The following is an 18,226-nucleotide window of genomic DNA, read 5'->3' on the forward strand; positions in this document are numbered from 1 at the left end:
CCGTGCGATGCCAACGGCCGGGCGGTCGGGCCGAGTTACCGGATGGGAGCGGCCGGGCCGTCTGCGGGCCCGTCCCCGCCATCGTCGCACTGGTCCTGACCTGGGGCCGCGACCTGCCGCCACCGCCCCTGATCGTGCTGGTCGCCCTGTTCCTCACCGGGGCCGTCCCGGCCGCAGTGCACCACGCCGAGGTGGTCGCGCACAAGGCCGGCCCCGGGCCGCTGCTGCTGGGCCTGGGCGGCACCCACATGGTCCTGCCGGCGCTCACGCTGGTGGTCGGCACACCCACCGTCGTGCCCGGGCGAGCCGACGTCCTCCAGGGCGGGGTACATCTCGGCCTGCTGGGTGCATTTCTCTTTCTCGCAGTGAGTCCATAGGTTTCTCGCCGCGCGTCCACCGCAGCGACCTATCGATCATGTTCTAGCGTTCAATGTCGCAACAGCCGACCAACCGGGCCGACCGAACGAGAACGGACGGGCGAACATGACGCCGCGCGCTGACGAGCCGCCGCGCCGGGGGCGGGACCCCCGGCGTGGCGCGCCTCGCGTTCCCCGAGTCCCGGAGGACCGCGACGAGGACCGGCAACGGCGGGGCGGCATCGGTGCGGCCCGGGCTTACACGCCGCGCGGGCGTACGGTCGCCGAGCGACTCGCCGAAGGCGGGGAACGCAGCCGGACCACCGCCGACCGGCCCGACCGGCCCGACCGGGCCGCCGAGGGAGACCGACGCAGCCGTGCCGCCGAGGGTGACCGGCGTGGGCGGGCCGAGGGAGACCGGCGCGGCCGGGCCGCGGAAAGTGACCGGCGTGGGCGGGCCTCGGAGCGGCCTCGCATTCCGAAGCCTCGCCTGCCTGAGCCGCGGATCTTGCGGCGGCCGCCGCCCCGGAAGCGGAACACGCCGCCGCCTCCGCTGGCCAACGGTGTCCGCCGCCTCCGGCTGTCCACATTGGCCGCTTTAGTAGCTTTTGTGGCGATTGGCATCCGGCTCGTCGTGCTGCAGGCGGGCGAATCGAAGCAGGAAGAGAAGGAACTGCTGCATCAACGGAACAACCGGCTCACCACGGTCGTGCTCCCGGCCGCGCGCGGAAGCATCGTCGACCGCACCGGCGCGGCCCTGGCCCAATCGGTCGAGGCCCGGTACATCTACGCCGACCCGACGCAGATCAAGGACGCGCCGGCGGTCGCCGCCCGGCTGTCGCCGCTGCTCGGCGTCCCGCTCTCGAAGCTGACGCCGCTCATCGCCCGGCACAAGCACTCGAACGGTGAGTGGTCGCAGTTCGAGTACCTCGCCCGCGACGTCGACCTGCCGACCGCCGCCAAGATCGCCGCGATGAAGATCACCGGGATCGGGCAGGGCCGCGACGAGAAGCGCGACGAACCCGGCGCCGACCTGGCCGCCAACCTCATCGGCTTCACCGGCTACGACCACAAGGGCCTCGAGGGCATCGAGGCCCGCTTCGACAGTGTGCTGCGCGGAACCGACGGCTCGAACGTCTACGAGACCGGCAACCCGGACACCTCGGGCGGCAAACTCGACAAGCCGATCCCGGGCGGCTACCACCGCGAGACGCCGGCCCGGCCGGGCACCACGGTGCAGCTGACCATCGACCGCGACCTGCAGTACGAGGTCCAGCAGTCCCTGAAGAACCACCTGGAAAAGGTGCATGCGGTCAAGGGCGCCGCGGTCGTGCTCGACACCCGGACCGGCGAGGTGCTGGCCCAGGCGAGCTTCCCGGGCTACAACGCGGCCGAGCCGGAGGGCTCCACGGAGGCCGACCGGTCCGACGTGGCCAGCAACCAGCCGTACGACCCGGGCTCGATCCACAAGGCGATCACGATCGGGGCCGCGCTGCAGGAGGGCGTGATCACGCCGCAGTCCAGCATCACGGTCGGCCCGGCGCTGCGCGTCGGCGGCGTCCTCTTCCCCGACGACCACCCGCAGAAGAGCGGGACCAAGCTGACCATCCCCGGGGTGATGGCGCTGTCGTCCGACGTCGGGACGATCCGGATCGCCGACCAGCTGGGCAAGAACAAGCTGTACGAATACCAGCAGAAGTTCGGGCTCGGGAAGGCCACCGGCGAGGGCATGCCGGCCGAGGCGTCCGGGGCGCTGCTCCCGCCGGACGAGTGGAGCGGCTCGGCGTACGGCTCGGTGCCGATCGGCTACAGCGTCGACGCCACGCTGATCCAGATGGCCGCGGCGTACAACGCGATCGCCAACAACGGCACCTACGTTCAGCCGCATCTGATCAAGGACACGATCGGCCCGGACGGCAAGGTCACCCCCGGTCCGGCGGCGCAGACCCACCCGGTGCTGACGCCCGAGGTCGCGGCCGAGATGCGGACGATCCTGCAGGCCCCGGTCGACGTCGAGGGCGCCACCGGCACCCGGGCCAAGGTGCCCAACTATCTGGTCGCGGGCAAGACCGGTACGGCGAGCAAGCTGGTCGACGGGCAGTACACCAGTTACAACTCGGGGTCGTTCATCGGCATGGCCCCGGCCGACCACCCGAGGTTCGTCATCGGCGTCTACGCCGACGTGCCCAGCGGCAGCGGCGGCCAGGTGGCGGCACCGGCGTTCAGCGACATGATGTCGACGACGCTCTGGCACTACCAGGTGCCGCCGAGCACCACCCCGCCTCCCACCTTCAAGATCCACCCATGAGGTAGGGACGGAGGAGATCGGCCAGCTCCGGACGGCCGATCTCCACGAGAGCGGACGGCAACTCGGCGAGCCGGCCCCGCGCCTCCAGCCACTCCCACACCCCTCGGGGCTCGTCGCCGGGACCGAACCGGGCCCGCTGATAGGGCGGCACGCCAACCAGGTCGGCCAGGTCCGGCCAGTCGACGTTGAGCCGGACGATGACGTCGAATTTGACCGCTCCGGGAACCTTTCCGGCGGCCGCCTCCGGGCCCGGCACGGCGTCCCGGCCGCCGGACTGCCCCGGAAGAAGGAGGCCGAGCAGCGCGAACAGGACCTCGGCCGAGGCGCGCGCGGCGAACTCCTTGAACGGACCGGCCATGACCGCGAACGGCAGCCGGTCCGGCCCGTCCACGTCGTCGGCCAGGATCCGGGTGATCTTCGCGGTGCCGGCGTCGGTCAAGGCCCAGGCCTCGTCGTCGGTCGCTTCGCCGTGGCTCGGCAGGCCGGCGGGATCGAAGTCCTGGGCCGCCCGCAGCCAGCGGTCGTTCAACGGATATTGCTGGTGAGCGCCCTGGAACGTGTCGCCGGACTGCTTTCCCTCGTCGTACTCGTACGCCGGGGCCGCGACGATGACGTCGCCGGGCGCCGTGTCGTCGGGGTTGCCGGCGCAGACGCCGCTCATCGCCAGGCAGGCCGGTCGGAGGTGATTGGCCAGCGTCGTGACGAACGTGCCGGTCCGGCGGCCGCCCATCTCGGTCGGCCGCGCCAGCGCCACCGTGACCTGCTTGCCGTCCGCCGTCTTGTATTCGCCGCTCAGGTAGGGGGTCCGGTCGTCGGCGTTCTCGGGGCGCCACTCGACCCCGGCGGCTTTTCCGACGTCTCGGGCCGCGTCGAACTCCAGCGGTAGTGCGGCGATGACGAGCGCGTCGACGGAGCCCACCCGCGCCATGCTAGCCGGACGCCCGGCCGCCTCGACGGCCACGACGACTCGCGTCGGCTCCCGGCCGGCCGCCGTCCGGATCCCGTAGGCACCGGTAGCGGCTGCCTAGAATGGTCTGACCGATTGCGGAGAACTCGCGGGCCCTACAAGATCCCTCACGCCGGGCGGCCGGGGGCCGATAGGGGGCGCATGAGACGTGTCCCGGCAGCTGCCGTGCCCGTGTTCGCCGCGGTCGCGGGGTCGGTGTCCGTGTTCGCTCCGGGCACATCGAAGGCCCACATCGCGTACCTGATCGGCTTCGCGGCCGTCGTGGCCGCCGCCTGGCTGGGTCTGCGGAACATATCCGGACCCAGCCTGGGCGCCTACCGGCTGGTGTGCGCCGCCCTCAGCGTCTGGCTGACCGGCGACATCCTCTACGACATCCTCGACCGGATCGCCGGGCCGCTGGGCGACGTGACGCCCTCCGACATTCTGTGGCTGTCAGGATATCCGCTGCTCGTGACCGGCCTGGTGAAGCTGGTGCGGCTGCGGGCGCCCGGCCGGCAGCGCGACGGCATGCTCGACGCGGCGGCCCTGACGACCGTCGTGGCCTGGCTGTTCTGGCAGTTCCTGATCCTGCCCGCGGCCGAGAGCCAGCGTCTGTCGCTGGGCATGTTCGTCGGCGCGGGGTACACGTTCGGCGACGTGATGCTGTTCGCGGCCACGGCCATCCTGGTCTTCGCGCCCGGATCGACCCGCGGTCCGGCCCGCTACCTCGTCGCGGCGCTGACGCTGACCCTGATCGGCGACATCAGCATCTCGCTGCTGCCGACGCTCTTCCCCGAACTGTCCCGTTCCGGGCAGGCCGACCGGTTCGACGGTCTGCTGCTGCTCGCGAACAGCTTCCTCGCCGGAGCCGTGGTGCATCGCAACGCGGCCAAGGTGGCCGAACCGGAGGACACGCAGGCGCAGCAGCGGCTGCACCCGGTGCGGGTGGTGTTCCTGGGAATCGCGCTGGTAGTGCTGCCAACGGTGACCGGGCTGCACTCGTTCGGCACGTTCGTCAGCCGGGCCTCGCTGCTGATCTCGATCGCCATGCTGACATCGTTCGTCCTGGTCCGCTTCGTCTTCGTGGTCCGCGAGCAGGAACGCATCAAGGCCGCGCTGGCCCACCAGGCCGAGCACGACCAGCTCACCGGGCTGGCCAACCGCGCCGCCCTGCGCGCCGAACTGGAACTCGAGCTGTTCCGCGCGTCCGGTTTCGGCCCGGTCGTCTACTACATGGACCTCAACGGCTTCAAACAGATCAACGACCGGTACGGCCACGCCGCCGGCGACCTCATCCTGGTCGAGTTCGCCCGCCGCCTGACCTCCACCATCCGCCCGGCCGACACCGCGGCCCGGCTCGGCGGCGACGAGTTCGTCGTGCTGGCGACCGGCGTCGACGACGAGCCGGGCGCCCGGATGCTCGCCCAGCGGCTGCGCGACCTGGCCGAGGAGCCGATCCAGTGGAACGGCGAGACGCTGCACTTCGGGGTCAGCGTCGGCCTGGCAGCGTGGGGCCCGCTCGACCGCCCGAGCGCCGACAACCTGGTCGCGGTCGCCGACGCGGCGATGTACGCCGAGAAGGTCGCCCGCAAGCAGGCCCTGGCCGCGCTGGTCGAGGCGCCCCAGACCAGCGTCGGCTCCAGCTGACGATCTCCAGCCGGGCCCGGCTGGAGATCAGCCGAACGGACGAGGACGGGTCGGCCGGAAACCGGTAGCATCCGGCGGATGACCGACCTCAGCCGGATACGCATCTCGGACGCCGACCGGAGCGAAGTCATCGACATCCTGCAGCGGGCGACGGTCGAGGGGCGCCTCGACCTCGACGAACTGGAGGACCGGGTGTCGAGCGCCCTGGCCGCCCGCACCTGGTCCGACGTCGACCCCCTCATCGAGGACCTGCCGATCGTCACCGAGGAGCCGGCGGAAGAGCCCGACGACGAGCCGGCCGAGCCGTCGGCGGCGATGCACGCCTGGTCGCTGGCCACGCTGGCCGGCGGCGCGGTGGCGGTCGCCGGCAGCTTCGTGACACCGTGGGGCGCGTTGCTCGGCATCTTCTCGACGGTCGCCGGAGCGAGCCTGCTGCTGGGCATCAGGGAACTGACCCGCGGCGACCGGGCCGCGGTCCTGACCGGCATGATCCTGGGCTTGCTGCCGTCCGTCTTCTTCCTGATGCTGCTGCTGATGCTCGGCATCTGACGGCCCACGAAATGCCGCCGCCGATCCCCGGCACCTGACGGCCCGCGAACTGCCGTCGCCCATCCCCGGCACCCGACGGCCCACGAAATGCCGCCGCCCATCCCCAGCACCTGGCGGACCACGAGAAGCCCCGCCGGCCGGCCCCCTCAACCAACAGCCAGCGGCACCGGCCCGCACCCACCTGCCAGGGCCCGCCATCGCATGCCCGCCGAGGTGGCGCCGGTCAAACGCCGACCCGCGAACCCCCGGTCGCCGACGTGGCACCAGTCAAACCGGGCGCCGCAAACGCCCCGGCCACTGACGCAGGCCCGGTCAGACGCCAGCCGCGAACACCCGGCCACTGACGCAGACGCGGTCAAACGCCAGCCCGCGAACACCCGGCCACTGACGCAGACGCGGTCAGACGCCGGCGCGGGAGTTCCCGGTCGCTGACGGACCGTCCCCGGCCGGCGACGCGCCGTCGTCGCTCGCTGAGTCGGCCGGATCCCGGGCCGTTGAGAAGGCGCCCAAACCGTCGGCAGCCGAGACGGCGCCCAGGTCCGCGAGGGATGACGGGACGACCAGGTCGCCGGCCGACGAGGCGGCGACGAGGTCTGCCACTGAGGCGGGTGCGCCGGGACTTCCGGCCGATACCGGTACGACGAGGCCGACCGGTGACACCGGGACGACGAGTTCGCCGGCTGAGGATGCCGCGGCCAGGTCGGCGACCGAGGCGGCCATCATCGCGGTGGCGACGACGTCGCCGGCCGGGGAGGCGCCGACGACCGCCAGGTGCTTCGGGCAGGCGGCCAGGCGCCGCACGCTGGTGCGCGGGCCGGCCGTCGCCTCGCGGCGTACGGGGGCGGCCGGGCCGGCCGCCCGCAGGCGGATCTGCAGCCAGAAGATCCAGCCCAGGCTCATGATGAAGCCGAAACTGATCACCCGGTAGAGCACGACCGTCGCCACCGCCGCCGGGGCGGCCACGCCGCCGGCGATCAGCCCGAAGATCAGCGCGCTGTCGACGATGCCGAGGCCGCCCGGGACGATCGTCAGCGATCCGGCCGCCATCGCGGCGCAGAAGGCCAGGACGGTGGTGGCTGACGGGGCCGGGCTCTCGCCGACCGCCTGGAAGCACAGCCAGAGGCAGGCCGCGTCGAGCAGCCAGTTGAGCAGGGCCAGCGCCGCCGCGGCCACCCCGTGTGCGGGGCGCAGGCGTGCGGCCCGCAGCTGATCGAGGAACCCGGCGATGCGTTCGAGGCCGTCGGCGGCGGGCCGCCGCCGCAGGCGGTTGAGCGCCGCGAGCGGCGCCTGGACCGCCGCCGGGTGCCGGGTCACATGGCGTACGCCGATGACGAGCAGCACAGCCGCACCGGCCAGCACCAGGAAGTGGCTCCAGTGGGTCGTTCCGCCGGCCCAGAGCGCCCCGCCGACCGTGATCGCGGCGAGCGCGGCCGACGACAGGATGCCGCTGAGGGCGATGGCCCACGAGGCGATCGCCGGGCTTGCCCCGAAGCGCCGCATCTGCTGGTAGTTGAGCCGGGTCGAGAATGCCGGGCCGCCGGGCAGTGTCTCGTTGAGCGAGTGCGCCGCGTAGGCCAGCCGGACGTGGTCGAGGCTGGACGCGCGTACGCCGGCCGAGCGCAACAGGCGGCGCTGCATGTGGGCGTACGCGCTCATCGCGGTCAGTTCGGCGGCGACCGCGAGGGCCAGCCAGCCGATGTGCGGCGCGCGCAGCTGGCGCAGAGCGCCGGACAGCGACGACCAGCCGAGCACCAATTCAGTCGTGAGCAGGGCCAATACGGCGGCTATGCCCGCATAGCGGACCCACTTGTTTTTCATCACCGCCGGCTCCTGACCACGAGACTCGTCTGAAATCGATCAAGACGCGGGGGCCTCCGAGTATTTCTGACGTGATCGGAGTCTCAGGCCGGGCGGTGCCGGAGGGTGTGGTTGGCGGCGAGGAGTACGGCGGCGACGGCCGGCACCGCACCGCACACCGACATCCCCAGGCGCGCCCCGAAGTGGCTGGTCAGCGCGCCGATGATGGGTGCGCCGATCGGGGTGCCGCCGGTGAAGACCAGCATGTAGAGGCCCATGATCCGGCCACGCAGCCGCGGGTCGGACCAGAGCTGCACCGAGGAGTTGGCCATCGCCTGGAATGCCAGGTTGGTCAGGCCCATCGCGACGAGCAGCACCAGGAACAGGCCGAGCCCGGGCGCGACGGCCGCCGCGAACTGGCTGACTCCGAACGCGGCGCCGGCCAGCACGATCAGCCGCAGCCGGGTGTGGCTCCAGGTGGCGGCCAGCAGGGCACCGGTGACCGAGCCGATCGCGAGCATGACGTTGAAGACGGCGTAGATGCCGGCGCCGCCGCCGAAGGTGTCGGTGGCCATCGCGGTGAGCACGATCGGGAAGTTCAGCCCGAACGTGCCGACGATGCCGACCAGCAGGATCGTGCGGGCGACGTGCGGGCGGTCGGCGACGTAGCGGGCGGTGGACCGCAGGGCGCCCGGGGTGTGCGTGGTGGGCCGGGCCGGGGAGACCGAGGGGAGCCGCAGCAGCCCGATGGTCGGGCCGGCGTAGCAGAGGGCGTTCAGCGCGAACACCCAGCCTGTCCCGACCGTACCCATGAGCAGGCCGGCAATCGCCGGGCCGACCAACCGCGTGGTCTGAAAGACCGCGGCGTTGAGCGAGACCGCGCCGCGCAGCAGGCCGGGTGGCACGACGTCGTTGACGAAGGCCTGCCGGGCCGGCGCGTCGACGGCCAGGACCAGACCGCTGAGCAGCGCGAACAGGTAGAGATGGGCGACCCGGACGGCGCCGGCGGCGGTCAGCAGGGCGAGCAGCCCGGTCAGGACGGCGTTGATGCTCTGGGTCGTGAGCAGGATGCGCCGGCGTGGGTAGCGGTCGGCCAGCTGGCCGCCGTGGACGCCGAGCAGCATGGTCGGCAGGAACTGCAGGGTCATCACCAGGCCGACCGCGAACGCGCTGTGCGTGAGGCGGAGAACCAGCCAGTCCTGGGCGATGCTCTGCATCCAGGTGCCGGTGTTGGCGAGGCTCTGGCCGATGAGATAGGTGCGGTAGCCGGGGTTTGAAAGGGCGGCGAATTTTTCCACGGCCGCGGTCATGCACCCGAGTCTTCTCGACCACGCTCCTATACTGAACGCCGATCATCCGACGCACTGTTATTCGGTTTCGTTATGACGACTTATGATCCGGTCCTGCTGCAGACCCTGCTCACCGTCGCGCAGACCGGCAGCTTCACCCAGGCGGCGATCCGGCTCGGTGTGCGGCAACCGACGGTCAGCCAGCACATCAGCCGCCTCGAGAAGCAGACCGGCCGCACGCTGATCCTGCGCGACACCCACTCGGTGTCGCTCACCCCGGACGGCGAGGCGATGATCGGGTTCGCCCGCAGCATCCTGGCCGCGCACGAACAGGCCACGGCGTACTTCAGCGGCAGCCGGCCCCGCGGCCGGCTGCGCATCGGCATGTCCGACGACCTGGCCCTGACCCGGTTGCCGCAGATCCTGCGCGACTTCCGGGCGGACTATCCGCTGGTCGACTTCGATCTCACGGTCGATCAGAGCGGCACGCTCAACCAGCGGCTGGAAGAGAACAAGCTGGACGTCTTCATCGGCAAGCGCGCGCGCGGCGAGGAGCGCGGCCGGCTGGTGAAACGGGAACGCCTGGTCTGGGTCGGCACCCCGGCGACGAAGCTCGACCTGACCAAGCCGCTGCCCCTGGTCGTCTACCCGGCGCCGAGCATCTCCCGCACCGAGATGCACCGCGCCCTCAACCGGGCCGGCATGCCCTATCGCAGCGCCTGCGTCTGCCGGGGCGTCAACGGCCTGATCGCCGCCGTCGCCGCCGGGGTGGGAGTGTCGGCGCTCGCCACCAGCCTGGTGCCGGAGCAGCTCACGCCGCTCGGCCCGTCCCACAAGCTGCCCGATTTGGGAAGCATCGACCTGGTTGTGCTCACCAGCCCGCGGGCCGAACGCCGCCCGGCCGTCCAAGCCCTCATCGCGACCATGCTGTCCAGCGGCTCCCAGTCGTTCCGCGCACCGCGGGAGTCCCGTTAGGGTCTTGCCCATGGAGGCGCTCGACGATCTTGTGTCCCGCTATCTCTCCCCCGCCGTGATGCCGCACTGCGAGAACTCGTCGGTCGAGTTCGTCGTCGACGGCCGGGTGTGGATGCGGCGGATGCACGAGCTGCTGACGTCGCTCGGGCCGGGCGACGCGGCGTACATCTGTGGCCTGCAGATGGACCCGGAGATGGACCTGACCGGCCGCCGGGCCGGCGAGCCCGGCCACGAGCCGCTCGGCGACCTGCTGGCCCGCCTGGCGGCCGACGGGGTCGACGTGCGGATCATCCTGGCCGGGGCGGTGGTGAGCAGCAGCATCGCGCGGCCCACGATCGGGCCGTTCCACCAGAACGTCAGCTCGGCCCATCGGCTGCGCCGCTGGCGCCGCGACGGCGAGAAGCCGCCGCTCGCCGACCGGGTGCTGCTCGACTGGTCCGGTTCCGGCGTCGGTTCCAACCATCAGAAGGCGACCATCGTCCGCCGCGGCGACGAACTGACCGCCGGGGTCGGCGGCATCGACTACGTGGCCAGCCGCATCGACGAGGCCCCGCACCACCGGCTCGAGGTGCAGGGTGCCCGGTGGGGCTGGCATGACGCCGGCTCGATCATCCAGGGCCCGGCGGCCGAGGACGTGTGGCGGGTGCTGCGCATGCGCTGGCTCGGCGCGAGCAATCTGCCCCGCCGTCGCTACCTCTGGCCGGCGGTCAAGGGCCTGCCCATCCTCAACCCGCCGACCGTGGCCCCCGAGATCGAACCGGCACCGGCCCAGAAGGTCCACCAGGCACCGGGCGAGGCCTGCCAGATCCTGCGCTCGGTCGGCCCGTGGTACATCGACTCGCTGCTGCCTTGGGAGCGCCGGCACTACGGCGGCATCTCCCGCGACGGCGTACGCGAGATCTACCACACCCTGGTGCAGGCGATCGGTGCCGCGCAGCGCTACATCTACCTCGAAGACCAATACTTCCATGAATACCCGGGCGGCGATCACCGGTTCGAGCTCTACCCGCATCTGAGCGCGGCGGCCGCCCGCGGCGTAAAGGTGATCATGGTCGGCTCGGGCACCCGCGACCCGGCCGAGTCCGGTCCGCTGATCAACGGCACGATCAACCACGACCTGCAGCGGAAGGTCATCGATCCGCTGCCCCCGCAGCAGCGCCGCAACGTCGGTCTCTGGCGGATCGAGCACCTGACGGTGCACGCCAAGGTGGTCGTCGTCGACGACCGGTTCGCCGCGGTCGGCTCGGCCAACCTGTTCAGCCGTTCGATGGTCGGCGTCGACACGGAACTGACCACCGCAGTGGTCACCGCTGGCGATTCGGTGCGGGACCTTCGGGTACGCCTGTGGGCCGAGCACCTTCGCACACCGGTCGCCGACGACCTGCGGCCACACCTGGAAGACCTCGACCTGGCCCTCGGCATGTTCCGTCCGGAGTGGCTGCCCCCGCAGGCCCCGGCCGGCTCGTGGCGCACACCCGGCCTGCCTTCGGGCTTCGCGCCGATCGAGTCGGTGCTGACGTTCGTCGGCCCGGCCTGACCACACAGTGATCGGCCGGGCAGCGCCGAGCAGTCACCGGGATGGATTCCGGGCTGCCTGTTCACCAACGTCTGGTAAACAACCCCCATGACGTTTGCCTGGTCGACGGTCGGCACCGTCCACGTCAACGGCGTCCGGCTGGGCTTCCGGGAGAGCGGTGACCCGGCCGGTGCGCCGGTCGTGCTGCTGCACGGCAGCGGCAGCAACGCGAGCACCTGGGACCGGTTCGCCGCCCGGCTGGCCGGTGCCGGACGCCGCGCGATCGCCGTCGACCTGCGTGGACACGGCAGCAGCGCCCGGACCGGGGGCTATGCGCTGGACGCCCTGCGCGACGACGTGCTCGCCCTGATCGAGAAACTCTCGCTGCGCGGCGCCGTCCTGGTCGGCCACTCGGTCGGCGGTTACGCGGCGCTGGCCGCGGCCCAGCAATCCCCGGACGGCGTCGGCAGCCTGGTGCTCGAAGACCTGGCGGCACCGCCGCGGGTTCGCAGCCCGATGAACGGCTTCAACCCCCTGCAGGCGCTCGGCGCGGCGGCCGGCATCTTCACCGCCCGGCGCGACTACCAGCTGCGTGCGGTCGCCTCGATCCTGCGCCAGCTGACCCGCCCGGACGCCGGATGGTGGGCGCGGCTCGGCGAGGTGCGGCAGCCGACGCTGATCCTCTCCGGAGGACCGGCCAGCTGCATCCCGCCGGCCCGCCTGGCCGACGTGACCGGCGAGATCCCGGGCGCCCGGCTCACCACCATCCCGGTCGGGCACCGCGTGCACAGCCTCGCGCCGGATCAGTTCGCGGCCGAGGTTCTCCGGTTCCTGAACCCGACCGGCCGTCCGGCGCGCCCGCACCTCGCCGGCTTCCGGCACGCCGAGGACCGCGCCCGCGTGTCGCGGCTCACTGCGCAAATCGCATCAGAGTGAGGTCCTCCGAGACCTGCCAGATGCGCCGGGCGTCGTCCTCGCTGCGCAGCGGCGGATAGACCGGCTGCTCGGCGGGCGCCCCGGAGAGGTGCTGGAAGCCGCCGGGACCGTAGAGACGGCCGCCCTGAGCGTCGGCGGACGTCGCGGCGTACAGAGCGGGCAGCAACGCGGTCTCGGCCGTGCCGAAGAGGATGCCGCGGGGGCCGAGGGTCCGGATGATGCGTCCGCCCAAGGTGGGCTTGTCCCGGCCGACCTCGGGCCGCGCCTGCAGCAGGCTGGTCGCGGCGACACCCGGGTGGGCGAGGTTGCTGGTGATGCCCCAGCCCCCGGCACGGCTGCGGCGGTCCAGCTCGAGCCCGAACAGGCCCATCGCGATCTTCGACTGGCGGTACGCCCGCATCCCGTCGTAGGACCGCTCCCACGCCAGGTCGTCCCAGTTGATGGTGCCCCGGTCGGCGGCGACGCTGATCTGCGAGACCACCCGGGCCCGGCCCGCACGCAGCAGCGGCAGCAGGAGGTTGACCAGAGCGAAGTGGCCCAGGTGGTTGGTGCCGAACTGCAGCTCGAAGCCGTCCGCGGTGGTCTGCCGGGCCGGCGGGGTCATCACGCCGGCGTTGTTGACCAGGAGGTGGATCGGACGGTCGTCGGCCAGCAGACCGGCCGCCAGCGCGGTGACGGAACCCAGCGACGAGAGGTCGAGCTCCCGCAACGACACCGCCGCCCGGCCATGCTGTTGCCGGATCGCCGCGATCGCGGCCTCGCCCTTGGCGGGATTGCGAACCGGCAGGACGACCTCGGCTCCGGCGGCGGCCAGCCGCGCCGCCAGCCCCCGACCGACGCCGTCGCTGGCGCCCGTGACGACGGCGAGCTTTCCGGACAGGTCGGGAACGGCGATGTCGGACCGTGTGCGTGCCATGGGTGGCTCCTCATTTCTCTCCGATGCACTCTCAGGCTGCAGGGCTTCCGCGGAGACATCCACGGCCTGACAATCCCAGGCTGCGGCCCGGCACCGGTGGTAGAACAATTGGCATGATCGATCGCGTCGGGCTGGCCGAGTTCCTGCGCCGCCGCCGCGGGTCGCTCCAGCCGGAGGACGTCGGCCTTCCGCGCGGCGAGCGCCGCCGCACCAGCGGCCTGCGCCGCGAAGAGGTCGCCACCCTCTGCCACATCTCGGCCGACTACTACAGCCGGCTGGAACGCGAGCGCGGACCTCATCCGTCCGAGCAGATGATCGCCTCGATCGCCCAGGGGCTGCATCTGTCACTCGACGAGCGCGACCACCTGTTCCGGCTGGCCGGTCACCGCGCCCCGGCCCGCGGATCGACCAGCGAACACGTCAGCCCCGGCATGCTGCGCATCTTCGACCGCCTCACCGACACCCCGGCCGAGATCGTCACCGAACTCGGCCAGACCCTGCGGCAGAACCGGCTCGCCGTTGCGCTCACCGGAGACCTCACCCGATACAAAGGGCCGGCCCGCAGCATCGGCTACCGGTGGTTCACCGACCCGTCGTGGCGTGCGCTCTACCATCCCGACGACCACGAACTGCACTCCCGGGTCTTCGCCTCCGGCCTTCGCGACCGGGTCACGCTGCGCGGGCCCCGTTCGGAAGCCGCCCGCCTCCAGCGTCTGCTGCTCGAGGTGAGCGACGAGTTCCGGACTCTCTGGAACGAGCACGAGATCGGCGTCGGCTATGAGGACGTCAAACGGTACGTACACCCCGAGGTCGGTCTCCTCGAACTCACCTGCCAGGTGCTCCTCGACCCCGTGCAGTCGCACTCCCTGCTGGTCTACACGGCGGTTCCGGGCAGCGAAAGCCACGAGAAACTCCAGCTGCTTTCGGTCATCGGTGACAGTCGAATCAGGACGGTTGAGTAGGCGTACGCAGGATCGGGACGGCCCGATCCGGCAGAGGCCATCCACAGCCGGCCGGGCCGGGCCGGGCCGGGGGGATAGTGGCGGGGTGGAGATCGAGAAGAGAATCACCGAGCTCGGGCTGACGCTGCCGGCCCCGATGAAGACGCCGCCCGGCGTGACCCTGTCGTTTCCGTGGGTGCGGGTGCACGGCAGCCGGGCCTTCGTTTCCGGGCACGGGCCGCTGCTGGCCGACGGGTCGCTGGCCGGTCCGTTCGGCAAGGTCGGTGCCGAGGTCACCGAGGAGCAGGCGTACGAGAGTGCCCGCCTCACCGCGCTGGCGATGCTGAGCAGCCTGCGGGACGCCCTGGGCGACCTCGACCGGGTCGACGCGTGGCTGCGGGTCTTCGGCATGATCAACACAGCGCCCGGCTTCGTTCGCACGCCGGCCGTCATCAACGGGTTCTCCGACCTGATCGTGCAGCTCTGGGGTCCGTCGCGGGGCAGCCACGCGCGCTCGGCGGTGGGCCAGGCCGCGCTGCCGTTCGACATCCCGGTCGAGATCGAGGCCGAGGTCGCTATCGTCTGACCGATGCAGCTGACCAAGCAGTTCACCGAGGCGCAGTACGCGAAGGCCCTCGACTCCTGGGACTGGCTCGACGGCCTCGACCACCTGACGCCAGGATTCGCGTCGCTCTTCGGTGACCTGTTCATGGTGGCCGAGGACGGCTCGTGGTGGTTCCTCGACACGCTCGAGGGCACGCTCACTCGGCAGTGGAACGACGGCGACGAGCTGGTCGCCGCCCTCGACACCGAGAAGGGCCAGGACCGCTATCTCATGGGCGCCCTGGCGCTCGGCGCGGGCCGGCCACTCGCCGACGACGAGGTGTACGGCTGGGCCCCGCCCCCGATGATCACCGGACGGTTCGACGTCGACGGCATCAAGGCGTTCCCGTTCATCGTGGTCGTCAACGTGGCCGGCCAGATCCACGGCCGGCGCTGACCGGGCACCGGAACCCGCCCACCTCCGCGCCCGGTTTTTCGTAGGCTGGCGGCCGGGGATGCGAACACGCGGAGGAGATCGTCGTGCCGTACGCCGTGGATTTTGAGACCGTGTCGACCGTCGGGCTGGAGTCGTCGCCCGTCGCGGCGGCGCTGGCCGGTCTGCGGGCGAACGAGGCGCGGTATTTCAAGAACAAGTACGACCACGTGTTCACGACCTCGCCGGCCGACGAGGCTCAGCCGGTGATCGACTGGGTGAGCGGCATCCTCGAGGAGGAGCGCGGCATCGTCATCGCCTCTCCCCCGCTCGAGGCGACCGGGTTCCAGGTCGAGAACATCCGGATGGCGTACGTGTTCTACCGGAGCGGGCTGTCGGTCAACGTGATGTACACGATCGAGGACGGCGGTAAGCGGGCGGTCGGGTTCAAGCTCTCGGACGGGATGGAGGTTCCGGCCGAGCTCGGGTCGTTCAAGTTCGCCCGGCAGAGGTCGAAGCTGGCCGGGACGATCCGCGGCTCCTACTTCGTCATCAAGAAGGAGCATTGATCCCCGACATACTAGTTGAACGTGTTCAAGTTCGAGGCGTACCGTCGAGGGCATGGTTGAGGCCTCGCACGGGCTGACCCCGTGGGCCCACGTGATCGTGGTGCTGCTCGCGGGGGCCGGCATGCTGGTGATCGTTCCGCTCGGGCTGTCGCTGATGGCGGCGCCCGGCCTCGGAGTGGCGACGGCGCGTCGCTGGTGGGTGGTGGTCGCGCTGCCCGCGGCGGTGAGTCTGTGGCTGCCGCGGGGGCTCGTCACGGCCACCCTCGCCCTGCCCTATCTGACCGCCGCCTCGGTTCTTCTGACCGGCTCGTTGATCGAAACCGGGTCGCGCGGCCACGATCGGCGGGGACGGCGTGCCGGCGTACAAAAATGGGGTTTCGACCTTGCTCTTCTGACCGCTCTGGCCGGGCCGGTGATCGGCGGTTGCGCCCTCGTGGCCGAGCGGGCCGGATATCGGCTGTTCGGGTTCGGGCTCGACACCCTGGCCCTGACGGTGGCGCATTTTCACTACGCCGGGTTCGCGGCCGCGCTGGTGGCGGCGCTGCTGCTGGATCGACAGCCCGGGCCGGCGACGACGGTGGCGGCGTGGTGTGTACCCGGTGGGACGCTGATCGTCCTGATCGGTTACTTCGCGGGCGACGCGGTGCAACTCGCGGGCGCGGCCGTACTCACCCTCGGCATGTGGCTGACCGGGTGGGTGACGTGGCGGACGAGACGGCCGTTCGATCGGGTGACCCGCGCACTGCTCGGGGTGGGCGCGGCGGTGCCGATCGCGACCATGCTGCTGGCGCTGGACTGGGCGGCCGGGCTGCCGCACCTCTCGGTGAGCTGGATGGTCGCCACCCACGGCGTCGCCAACGCGCTCGGTTTCGCCCTGTGCTCACTGCTGGCGTGGCGGAGAGTCTGGGGAGTAGTGCTGGTACCTCTCACCCCGCGGAAAGCGCCACTAGCGTCGGGGACATGACCCAGGAACTCACGCTCAACAACGGTGTACGGATGCCGGCGCTCGGCTTCGGCGTCTTCCAGAGCTCGCCCGAGGAGACGGCCGCGGCGGTCTCCTCGGCGCTTGGCGTCGGCTACCGGCACGTCGACACGGCGGCCGCGTATTTCAACGAGCGGCAGGTCGGTGAGGGGCTGCGGCGCTCCGGCGTCGACCGGGACGCCGTGTTCATCGAGACCAAGGTGTGGGTCAGCGACTACGGCTTCGACGAGACCCGGCACGCCTTCGACAAGGCGACCCGCAAACTCGGAGTCGACCGCATCGACCTGCTCATCCTGCACCAGCCGGCGAGCGACCGGTTCGACCGGACGATCGCCGCCTACCAGGCGCTGGAAAAATTGCTGGCCGACGGGCAGGTCCGTGCGATCGGCGTCAGCAACTTCATGCGCCACCACCTCGACGAGTTGCTGGCGCGCACCTCGGTGGTGCCGGCGGTCAACCAGATCGAGCTGCACCCCTACTTCAGCCAGCCGGACGTGCAGAAGGCCGACGCCGAGCACGGCATCCTGACCCAGGCGTGGTCCCCGATCGGCGGCATCACGTTCTATCCGGGCTGGGGCGACGACCGGCGCAACGTCCTCGAGGACCCGACGATCGCGGCCATCGCGGCGGCGCACGGCCGGACGGCGGCCCAGGTGATGCTGCGCTGGCACCTGCAGGAGGGCCGGTCGGCGATCCCGAAGTCGACCAACCCGGGCCGCATCGCGGAAAACTTCGACGTGTTCGACTTCGAACTCACAGCCGCCGAGATGGCGTCGATCGACGCCCTCGACACCGGACGGCGCAACGGCCCCGACCCGGACGCCACGCGCGACATCTTCGACCGGGTCATTCCGGAGGAGTGAGCGCCTCCGTCACCGTGACGGCGGACGGCGGCTGCGCCCGGGTAGCAGTCAACGCGCGAAAAAAGGCTAAGAAATCGAGAAGAGCCGCGTGGACGCGTTGAGCAGGCCGATGGTGGGTGCGACCGTCGACGGCCTGACTGTCGTCCTCAACGCGATTTCGTACACCCATACGGCTCGGCTCGCCCACCTGCACGGCGGGCCGAGCCCAGAATTGCGCGTCCCTCTAGGCGATGGTCGATTCCACGAATGTAACCTGATCAAGGCAGTCGTTAGATCCGAGGCCGCTCAGGCGGGCGCCAACCGACGTGCAGGAACCACTCGACGCAGTCCCGACTGCGAAAGTGCGGGGTCTGGCCACCGTCGCGTCTATACAGGGTCTCCTGGCGAGGCTCTGGTTGGGCTTGTTCGGCGGGCGCGACCGAGTGGACCATGCCACCCGCAATCGAGCCCTTACGCCAGTTTGACCAAGCGTGAGTGTGCACCCGGCGATCCAGGTCTGCGCTTGCGACGTGTAACTGGCCTCAACGGTCCGACGCGCACGATCGGCGGCATGAGCGGATACGGCATCGCCTCGACCGTCATAAGCGATCGCGGACGAGCTGGAGCGATCAGGAGGCGTCGTGACCCAGGCGCTGCTCTCGACCGTGGCTTGCGGAACGG

Annotated in this window: 17 protein-coding genes; 13 read left to right on the forward strand and 4 right to left on the reverse strand. The window is 71.1% G+C overall.

The window, feature by feature from the left end:
• The first annotated feature begins 2 nt into the window (after positions 1-2).
• On the forward strand, positions 3-377 hold the full coding sequence (locus tag ACIA5C_RS03335; protein ID WP_396050729.1) for a hypothetical protein: 375 nt from the start codon (positions 3-5) through the stop codon (positions 375-377).
• A 106-nt stretch (positions 378-483) separates the two neighbouring features.
• Positions 484-2,664, forward strand: coding sequence for a penicillin-binding transpeptidase domain-containing protein (locus tag ACIA5C_RS03340; protein ID WP_396050731.1), 2,181 nt, complete (start codon positions 484-486; stop codon positions 2,662-2,664).
• Here ACIA5C_RS03340 and ACIA5C_RS03345 read toward each other — a convergent pair.
• The gene (locus tag ACIA5C_RS03345) at positions 2,648-3,583 is read right to left on the reverse strand and encodes a hypothetical protein (protein ID WP_396050733.1); all 936 of its coding nucleotides are present in this window, start codon (positions 3,581-3,583) and stop codon (positions 2,648-2,650) included. The two genes, ACIA5C_RS03340 and ACIA5C_RS03345, sit on opposite strands and share 17 nt — an antisense overlap.
• 189 nt (positions 3,584-3,772) lie before the next feature.
• Between ACIA5C_RS03345 and ACIA5C_RS03350 the strand changes: the two genes are divergently transcribed.
• Positions 3,773-5,257, forward strand: coding sequence for a diguanylate cyclase domain-containing protein (locus ACIA5C_RS03350; RefSeq protein ID WP_396050735.1), 1,485 nt, complete (start codon positions 3,773-3,775; stop codon positions 5,255-5,257).
• Positions 5,258-5,335: 78 nt separating this feature from the next.
• Positions 5,336-5,806, forward strand: a complete 471-nt coding sequence (locus tag ACIA5C_RS03355; RefSeq protein WP_396050737.1) for a DUF1707 domain-containing protein — start codon at positions 5,336-5,338, stop codon at positions 5,804-5,806.
• A 399-nt stretch (positions 5,807-6,205) separates the two neighbouring features.
• Here the strand turns inward: ACIA5C_RS03355 and ACIA5C_RS03360 are convergent, their stop codons facing one another.
• Both ACIA5C_RS03360 and ACIA5C_RS03365 read right to left on the reverse strand, forming a co-directional pair.
• On the reverse strand, positions 6,206-7,624 hold the full coding sequence (locus tag ACIA5C_RS03360; protein ID WP_396052007.1) for a YbhN family protein: 1,419 nt from the start codon (positions 7,622-7,624) through the stop codon (positions 6,206-6,208).
• Between the two features lie 83 nt (positions 7,625-7,707).
• Positions 7,708-8,913, reverse strand: coding sequence for an MFS transporter (locus ACIA5C_RS03365; RefSeq protein WP_396050739.1), 1,206 nt, complete (start codon positions 8,911-8,913; stop codon positions 7,708-7,710).
• 72 nt (positions 8,914-8,985) lie between these two features.
• Between ACIA5C_RS03365 and ACIA5C_RS03370 the strand changes: the two genes are divergently transcribed.
• The 3 genes from ACIA5C_RS03370 (at position 8,986) to ACIA5C_RS03380 (ending at position 12,319) form a co-directional block, all read left to right on the forward strand.
• A complete protein-coding gene (locus tag ACIA5C_RS03370; protein WP_396050742.1) occupies positions 8,986-9,867 on the forward strand; it encodes a LysR family transcriptional regulator in 882 nt (293 codons plus the stop codon).
• A 10-nt stretch (positions 9,868-9,877) separates the two neighbouring features.
• Positions 9,878-11,404 (forward strand): phosphatidylserine/phosphatidylglycerophosphate/cardiolipin synthase family protein, encoded by a 1,527-nt coding sequence (locus ACIA5C_RS03375; RefSeq protein WP_396050743.1) that lies wholly within the window; start codon positions 9,878-9,880, stop codon positions 11,402-11,404.
• 87 nt (positions 11,405-11,491) lie between these two features.
• Entirely contained in the window at positions 11,492-12,319 is an 828-nt protein-coding gene (locus ACIA5C_RS03380) for an alpha/beta fold hydrolase (protein WP_396050745.1), read from the forward strand.
• On the opposite strand, the gene ACIA5C_RS03385 is transcribed toward ACIA5C_RS03380, so the two are convergent.
• The gene (locus tag ACIA5C_RS03385; RefSeq protein WP_396050746.1) at positions 12,294-13,235 is read right to left on the reverse strand and encodes an SDR family oxidoreductase; all 942 of its coding nucleotides are present in this window, start codon (positions 13,233-13,235) and stop codon (positions 12,294-12,296) included. The genes ACIA5C_RS03380 and ACIA5C_RS03385 overlap by 26 nt on opposite strands.
• 113 nt (positions 13,236-13,348) lie before the next feature.
• Between ACIA5C_RS03385 and ACIA5C_RS03390 the strand changes: the two genes are divergently transcribed.
• The 6 genes from ACIA5C_RS03390 (at position 13,349) to ACIA5C_RS03415 (ending at position 17,566) form a co-directional block, all read left to right on the forward strand.
• Complete coding sequence (locus ACIA5C_RS03390) at positions 13,349-14,197, forward strand: helix-turn-helix transcriptional regulator (RefSeq protein ID WP_396050748.1); 849 nt, start codon at positions 13,349-13,351, stop codon at positions 14,195-14,197.
• A gap of 85 nt (positions 14,198-14,282) precedes the next feature.
• Entirely contained in the window at positions 14,283-14,762 is a 480-nt protein-coding gene (locus ACIA5C_RS03395) for a RidA family protein (protein ID WP_396050750.1), read from the forward strand.
• Between the two features lie 3 nt (positions 14,763-14,765).
• Positions 14,766-15,176, forward strand: a complete 411-nt coding sequence (locus ACIA5C_RS03400; protein ID WP_396050752.1) for a hypothetical protein — start codon at positions 14,766-14,768, stop codon at positions 15,174-15,176.
• 83 nt (positions 15,177-15,259) lie between these two features.
• The gene (locus tag ACIA5C_RS03405; RefSeq protein ID WP_396050755.1) at positions 15,260-15,721 is read left to right on the forward strand and encodes a phage tail protein; all 462 of its coding nucleotides are present in this window, start codon (positions 15,260-15,262) and stop codon (positions 15,719-15,721) included.
• 52 nt (positions 15,722-15,773) lie between these two features.
• A complete protein-coding gene (locus ACIA5C_RS03410; protein WP_396050757.1) occupies positions 15,774-16,685 on the forward strand; it encodes a YndJ family protein in 912 nt (303 codons plus the stop codon).
• The gene (locus ACIA5C_RS03415) at positions 16,682-17,566 is read left to right on the forward strand and encodes an aldo/keto reductase (RefSeq protein ID WP_396050759.1); all 885 of its coding nucleotides are present in this window, start codon (positions 16,682-16,684) and stop codon (positions 17,564-17,566) included. Before ACIA5C_RS03410 ends, ACIA5C_RS03415 begins: the two co-directional genes overlap by 4 nt.
• The last annotated feature ends 660 nt before the right edge of the window (positions 17,567-18,226 follow it).

Source organism: Actinoplanes sp. NPDC051343, assembly GCF_044455125.1.
In the GTDB taxonomy this organism is placed as follows: domain Bacteria; phylum Actinomycetota; class Actinomycetes; order Mycobacteriales; family Micromonosporaceae; genus Actinoplanes.

Bases quoted from the DNA above. Each gene is read 5' to 3' on its own strand.
- ACIA5C_RS03340 (WP_396050731.1), top strand. From the start codon at position 484: ATGACGCCGCGCGCTGACGAGCCGCCGCGCCGGGGGCGGGACCCCCGG.
- ACIA5C_RS03350 (WP_396050735.1), top strand. From the start codon at position 3,773: ATGAGACGTGTCCCGGCAGCTGCCGTGCCCGTGTTCGCCGCGGTCGCG.
- ACIA5C_RS03355 (WP_396050737.1), top strand. From the start codon at position 5,336: ATGACCGACCTCAGCCGGATACGCATCTCGGACGCCGACCGGAGCGAA.
- ACIA5C_RS03360 (WP_396052007.1), bottom strand. From the start codon at position 7,624: ATGAAAAACAAGTGGGTCCGCTATGCGGGCATAGCCGCCGTATTGGCC.
- ACIA5C_RS03365 (WP_396050739.1), bottom strand. From the start codon at position 8,913: ATGACCGCGGCCGTGGAAAAATTCGCCGCCCTTTCAAACCCCGGCTAC.
- ACIA5C_RS03370 (WP_396050742.1), top strand. From the start codon at position 8,986: ATGACGACTTATGATCCGGTCCTGCTGCAGACCCTGCTCACCGTCGCG.
- ACIA5C_RS03375 (WP_396050743.1), top strand. From the start codon at position 9,878: ATGGAGGCGCTCGACGATCTTGTGTCCCGCTATCTCTCCCCCGCCGTG.
- ACIA5C_RS03380 (WP_396050745.1), top strand. From the start codon at position 11,492: ATGACGTTTGCCTGGTCGACGGTCGGCACCGTCCACGTCAACGGCGTC.
- ACIA5C_RS03385 (WP_396050746.1), bottom strand. From the start codon at position 13,235: ATGGCACGCACACGGTCCGACATCGCCGTTCCCGACCTGTCCGGAAAG.
- ACIA5C_RS03390 (WP_396050748.1), top strand. From the start codon at position 13,349: ATGATCGATCGCGTCGGGCTGGCCGAGTTCCTGCGCCGCCGCCGCGGG.
- ACIA5C_RS03400 (WP_396050752.1), top strand. From the start codon at position 14,766: ATGCAGCTGACCAAGCAGTTCACCGAGGCGCAGTACGCGAAGGCCCTC.
- ACIA5C_RS03410 (WP_396050757.1), top strand. From the start codon at position 15,774: ATGGTTGAGGCCTCGCACGGGCTGACCCCGTGGGCCCACGTGATCGTG.
- ACIA5C_RS03415 (WP_396050759.1), top strand. From the start codon at position 16,682: ATGACCCAGGAACTCACGCTCAACAACGGTGTACGGATGCCGGCGCTC.